Raw genomic sequence first — 5,975 nt, 5'->3', positions numbered from 1 at the left:
TTCTATCAGCAGCCATTGTATACTGAATCAGGTCGTTCGTGCCTATGCTAAAGAAATCGACTTCCTTAGCAAAAATGTCTGCCATAACCGCAGTTGATGGAATTTCAACCATGATTCCGACCTCAATTTTCTCAGCAACTTGGACACCATTATCAAGTAATTCTTGCTTCACTTCTGCCAAGATGGCTTTAGCCTCCCGGAATTCAGACAATGTAGCAATCATCGGAAACATGATCTTTAAGTCTCCGTAGATACTTGCCCGAAGCAGGGCACGAAGCTGGGTCCGGAAAATCTCTTGCTCATTTAAACAGAGACGAATCGCGCGGTATCCAAGGAATGGATTCATTTCCTTAGGAAGCTGTAAATATGGCAACTCTTTGTCTCCGCCTATATCAAGCGTTCTGACGACAACAGACTTTCCTGCCATACCTTCCAGTACAGTTTTGTATGCTTCGAACTGCTCTTCTTCACTTGGAAAGTCATTTCTGCCCATATAAAGAAACTCCGTCCGATATAAGCCGATTCCTTCACCGCCATTTTGGCGAACACCTTCTAGGTCCTTAGGCGTGCCGATATTGGCAGCCAGTTCAACATGATGACCGTCTTGTGTAACCGTTTGTTCATGAACTAGCTTCGCCCACTCAGCTTTTTGTGAAGCATAGGCTTCCTGGGCCTCTTCATAGCGTTTCACGAGTTCAGGGGTAGGATTAATATGCACTTCACCCTTCAAGCCATCTACAATGATCAAATCGCCATTTACAATGGAATCGGTTACCGATTTAGCCCCAACAACAGCGGGGATTTCTAATGAACGTGCCATAATTGCTGAATGAGATGTACGTCCACCGATATCGGTCGTAAATCCTTTAACGTAAACTGGGTTCAATTGAGCTGTATCAGAAGGCGTCAAATCCTCAGCAATGATGATCACTTCTTCAGCAATCATGCTAGGATTTGGAATATGTACGCCTAAAAGATGCGACAGCACCCGTTTCGTAACGTCACGAATATCTGCAGCACGTTCCTTCATATATTCATTATCCATTTGTTCAAACATAGTAATGAACATGCTTGCAGTTTCATGTAAAGAAAACTCAGCATTGACGTTTTCCGATTGAATTTTATCCTGAATTGGAGTTATAAGTTCCGGATCAGCCAATACAAGTAGGTGTGCGTCAAAAATGGCAGCCTTATCTGCTCCTAAATCCTGTTCGGCTTTATCCCTTATTACTTTTAATTCAACTGTTGATTTTTGAATAGCTTCCTTAAAACGGGATATTTCCGCCTCGACATCTTCTATGCTTCTTTTTTCAACTGATAATTCTGGTTCAATTAGTCGATAGGCTTTAGCGATGGCTATTCCGTTAGAAGCTGCTATTCCACTTATCAAAGTGGACATTATTCTGCTAATCCTTCTCTGTTCAATGTGTCAGTTAGTGTTTTAAGAGCATCATTTTCATCGCTTCCTTCAGCAGAAATAGTAATTTCTGCTCCTTTACCAATACCTAGAGACATTACACCCATAATAGACTTAAGGTTCACTTTTTTCTCTTTATGTGCAAGGTTAATTTCTGAATCAAACTTTCCGGCAGCTTGTACAAGCAATGTAGCTGGACGAGCATGTATACCTGTTTCTGCAGTTACTGTAAATGTTTTTTCTACCATATAAATCAATCTCCTTTAAGATAAAATAACAAAAAATAGGTTATGTAAGTGGTATTCCCTATTCGGTTAGAAAAAGTAACGAAAAAAGAAATGCCCTCTTCCTTTTCAGAATAGCATTATCATACCCAACAAACAAACCAAAACTATCTAGTACCTAAAAAATAGTACAAAAATATGGATAGAACTGCAACTATTACTTTGCAGGTTCCTTAATGTTTAAATGGATAGCTGTGCATTTTTGGTAAAAAAAGCTCTAAAACTCAGCATAATGAAAAGAATCACAGTTAACGAAACACTGCCGAGAATACCAATAAGTATGGCAATTTGGTACTCAATTGCGATGAGTGGACTGATCCCCGACAGAATTTGCCCTGTCATCATTCCTGGAAGGAAAATAATTCCCATACCGAGCATATTATTCAGGGTGGGCAGCACGGCTGAATCAAATGCTGCATCGACATATTTTTTGACCGCTTTTGCTGGAGTGACTCCAAGCATCAACATTGCTTCTACCTTTTCACGATTACTAGTAATCCCGTCATGCAGGTTTTTTAACGCTAATGTAACTCCAGTCATCGCATTCCCGACAATCATTCCTGCAATCGGGATAAAATACCGCGGCTCATACCATGGAGTGAAATGAATGACGACTAGATTAAAATAAAACAAAGCGGCCAAGGGGCCTGTCAGCATACTAAGAATAACCATTCGTTTGATTTTCTTATTAAGCGTAAATGATATTTGCTTAAAAATATTATGGATTGAGAAAAGGGACATCGCACATAAAAACCCTATAGAAAGTAATGGGTTTGGATTTTCAAATATATACGTCAATACATAACCGGCGAGAATGAGTTGGACCGTCATCCGAACCGTAGCGAGAATGATTTGCCACGATTTTATTATAAGAAACATTCGTCATAGTAGATAGTAAAGTTTGTAAAAACTTGATGAGTTTTCATTTTCTTTCCCATTTTAATAGGTTAGTATTATTCCTGCCCACATATCCATGACTACATGGAAAATATCTTTGAACTGGAGGCTTAATAATGAACCGTAATTCCTTTTCTCATTCTTATCTGCATGTGCTTCTCCTGATTGCCATCTGCATGATCACTTTAGTTGGCTGCCAGGAGGTATCAGATAACTTAACTAATGAATCAACTAAACAAGAGGATTCGACGTCCAATTCAGACACAAAATCCAGCAGCGATTCTTCAAATGAAGAAAAAGGCAAGACGTTCACGGCCAAGATTGTCAGGGTCATCGACGGAGATACAGTAAAAATTAAACTACCGAGTGGAAATGAAGAAACGGTCAGGCTTCTATTAATAGATACACCAGAAACCGTACATCCCTCTAAGCCTGTTCAGCCTTTTGGACCTGAAGCAAGCAAGTTCACCAAAGAGTTAATGCCTGCAGGCTCGGAAGTCGAAGTAGAAACCGGCATCAGTGAGAGAGATAAATATGGACGGCTGCTGGCCTATTTTTATGTAGATGGAAAAATGGTGAATAAACTCCTGCTTGAAAAAGGACTAGCCCGTGTCGCCTATGTTTATGCCCCGAACACAAAATATATTGATGAATTAGAGGGTATTCAGAAACAAGCCCAAAAAGAAGAAATAGGCATCTGGTCGATAGAAAACTATGCAACCTCAAAAGGATTTGATGATTCGAATACTGAAGTAGTAACAGAGAAAAAGAACGCTAAAAGCTCATCTTGCAGTAAACCTGAAATTAAAGGTAATATAAATTCTAAGGGCGATAAAATCTATCACATACCTACTGGCCAATATTACGAAATAACTAAACCAGAAGAACTTTTTTGTACCGAACAAGACGCTCTAAATGCTGGATTCCGTAAATCGCAGCGTTAACAAAATACATCACCCTGAATTTTTTTTGCTAGATCTCACCTAAAATACAAAAGGTTAAATGGGTACATATCTGTTCTTAGTATTAGTTCCCGCTAGGTAAAATTCCAGACTAATCTTCAACTTCTCGAGAAAGTTGACCACTATCTATTACTAACTTTTATAATTAATAGTGAGAAAATTATCTGGTAAAAGAAAAGAACAGCCTCATATGTTTACGGCTTTACTTTGAATGAAGATGAAAAGTCATCAACCGGATCTGAAAACCTGTCGGAAAATGAATTAGTAAATTTATTTAACACATCCAAGCATTTGGATGTGTTTTTATTTGATCATCCCGAACATACAAAAATCCTTACAATACTTATAAATTTCACTTGATTAAATTACTATTTAAATTCATAAAACTCATCTTTTATTTCATCCATTTTCCCATTAGGCTATTTCGCTATTGTTGGGAGAATTACTTAAGGTAAAAGCACCCGGGAATACATGTAAAGTGCACTTTTCCAAAGGTGTAGCCTAATGGAAGATTTCTCAGCTGTAACGGTTGAATTCACCCCTATGATTCATCACATTATCCGCTCTCTCTCAATCTATAAAAATAAGGATGATTTTTTTCAAATTGGTTTGATTGCCTTATGGGAGTCATATGAGAAGTTCAATGAAGAAAACGGAAAATTCTCGAACTTTGCATATACCGTAATAAAAGGCAGGATCATTAACGAGCTAAAGCGTCATCATAAATATGAAACACATACCAGGCCATTTGATTCCGCTATCCTTGAAGTTAAGGACCGTTTTACCATACATGAAGAGGCTTTCGTTTTAGAAAATATCTTAATCTATACGGAAACCTTGACACTAAACCAGCAACGGTGGCTACTCCAGACATTTATTGGGAATAAAACCATATCCGAAATTGCTGATATGTATCAGGTAACCACTGCAGCCGTCAAATCATGGCGTAAATCCGCCCTCCTTAAATTAAGAAAAAAAACGGATTTTTCTTGGTAAATAGGACAAGGGGTGGCTCATCATACTGAGCCACCCCTAATATCCATTCCCTTAACTTCTCGCTTCTTCTAAATAAGTATAAATTATTTCACCGTTATGCTGGGCATTTCCTCGAAAATGTTTAAAGTCTTCTCTTTTCACAAGCACTTCACGAAAACCTAAAAAGTCTTCCTTTTTTATCCTGAATTCATCCATTTCACGGTTTGCCAATTTATCAAGTACATCTTTCGCTTCTTGAGCATCCATTCTAATATCCTCCTTAATTTTTAAACGTTTCAATAATAATCAGACAGGAGAAATTCCGTTTCTATTTTAACATAAGCCTAACTCTAAATATAAATTAGATTTTTTTGTTCCTTACTTTACTACATTATTCTTTACGAAACACCCAAAATAGTGCAAACTGTATAGTAAAATATCATAATGTAAATTGATTGGCATTTTAAATACCACCTATTTACATACAGGTTGGCATAGCTGCGCTTACATAAGATACCAAAATATGCCATATCATTACTACTGCTTTATTCAATTTTTACTTTCTTTAAAAGTTCAACCTACTGCTCTGCCGACCGAAGAGATATCTAATTCTCTTACTTGCACTCCCCAGGTCAAAATCTAAACGGCAAGATGTTCGAATAATCCAATTACTCCATAGTTACTTTTTGATCATTGAAAATGAAATGGGAAAGGATGATTACCATGAAGAAAGCGGAAGTCGGAAATATCATTGAATTTAGAGAAGGCTTACAAGGAATCGTCGAGAAAGTGAACGAGAACTCAGTAATCGTGGACGTCACGTATATGGAAAATTACCGTGATTTAGAACTTGAACAGAAAACGGTCGTCAATCATAAGAACTATAAAATCATAGGGTAATTTAACGTAATCAAACGGAATGGTTTCTCAAACCATTCCGTTTTCAATTTAGTTAATTAATAATTCGTTCAAATCTGTTATTTTTTGTAACTTTTTTTCATTTCATACCGTCTATATATAAAATTTGATTCGTCACCAGACCTTTGGAAGGCATGAAATCACTTAACACACATTAGAAAACATTCAAGAAAGTTGAGGAAAAAAGATGACTAATTGGACACCTTATTTAGGTGGAGCCACATTGGCTGCATTTCTGCTGACTGGCTGTGGGACTACCACAGATGACAAGACGGCTGAGCCACAGGAAGATTCAGTGAAGGAAGAGAACAAAGGCGGTGCTTCTAATGGCAATGATAGCAGTTCCGACCATAACAACAAAGTAAGACTAATGGAACAAAATCTGCAATATACAAGTAATGGGCAGGCTAAAGAAGAAACAGCTTTCTTAAAAAATAGCGATAATCAACCATTCAGCCTCTATGTTCTGCAGCAATATAAGTTAAGTGCTGAGAAACCAGGTAAAGATATAGTATTCCTAAC

The 5,975-nt window shown here is 37.6% G+C and carries 7 protein-coding genes and 1 pseudogene; 4 read left to right on the top strand and 4 right to left on the bottom strand.

All coding sequences use genetic code 11. The annotated features are described in order from the left end of the window. The 3 genes from ptsP to AC1DUW_RS19190 form a co-directional block, all read right to left on the bottom strand. A partial coding sequence (ptsP, locus tag AC1DUW_RS19200) for a phosphoenolpyruvate--protein phosphotransferase (RefSeq protein WP_477643214.1) occupies positions 1–1,399 on the bottom strand: 1,399 nt, incomplete at its 3' end. Continuing rightward, complete coding sequence (locus AC1DUW_RS19195) at positions 1,399–1,665, bottom strand: phosphocarrier protein HPr (RefSeq protein WP_053345137.1); 267 nt, start codon at positions 1,663–1,665, stop codon at positions 1,399–1,401. The genes AC1DUW_RS19195 and ptsP, both read right to left, overlap by 1 nt. A gap of 216 nt (positions 1,666–1,881) precedes the next feature. Beyond that, positions 1,882–2,580 carry an ABC transporter permease gene (locus AC1DUW_RS19190; protein WP_053345136.1) on the bottom strand — a complete coding sequence of 233 codons (699 nt, stop codon included), beginning with the start codon at positions 2,578–2,580 and terminating at the stop codon, positions 1,882–1,884. Positions 2,581–2,714: 134 nt separating this feature from the next. On the opposite strand from AC1DUW_RS19190, the gene AC1DUW_RS19185 reads away from it, so the two are divergent. Beyond that, positions 2,715–3,542, top strand: a complete 828-nt coding sequence (locus AC1DUW_RS19185) for a thermonuclease family protein (RefSeq protein WP_053345135.1) — start codon at positions 2,715–2,717, stop codon at positions 3,540–3,542. 522 nt (positions 3,543–4,064) lie between these two features. Further along, positions 4,065–4,556 (top strand): sigma-70 family RNA polymerase sigma factor, encoded by a 492-nt coding sequence (locus AC1DUW_RS19180; protein ID WP_053345134.1) that lies wholly within the window; start codon positions 4,065–4,067, stop codon positions 4,554–4,556. 51 nt (positions 4,557–4,607) lie between these two features. On the opposite strand, the gene AC1DUW_RS19175 is transcribed toward AC1DUW_RS19180, so the two are convergent. After that, positions 4,608–4,802: a hypothetical protein gene (locus AC1DUW_RS19175; protein WP_053345133.1), complete on the bottom strand. Its 195-nt coding sequence runs from the start codon at positions 4,800–4,802 to the stop codon at positions 4,608–4,610. 456 nt (positions 4,803–5,258) lie between these two features. On the opposite strand from AC1DUW_RS19175, the gene AC1DUW_RS19170 reads away from it, so the two are divergent. Then, entirely contained in the window at positions 5,259–5,435 is a 177-nt protein-coding gene (locus AC1DUW_RS19170; protein ID WP_082527747.1) for a YkvS family protein, read from the top strand. A 205-nt stretch (positions 5,436–5,640) separates the two neighbouring features. Beyond that, positions 5,641–5,975, top strand: a pseudogene (locus tag AC1DUW_RS19165) (hypothetical protein); the annotation flags it as partial.

Source organism: Peribacillus sp. P4_C12 (genome assembly GCF_056402095.1).
Note: the sequence above shows the minus strand (reverse complement) of the source record. Positions and strands in the feature narration are given on the sequence as shown.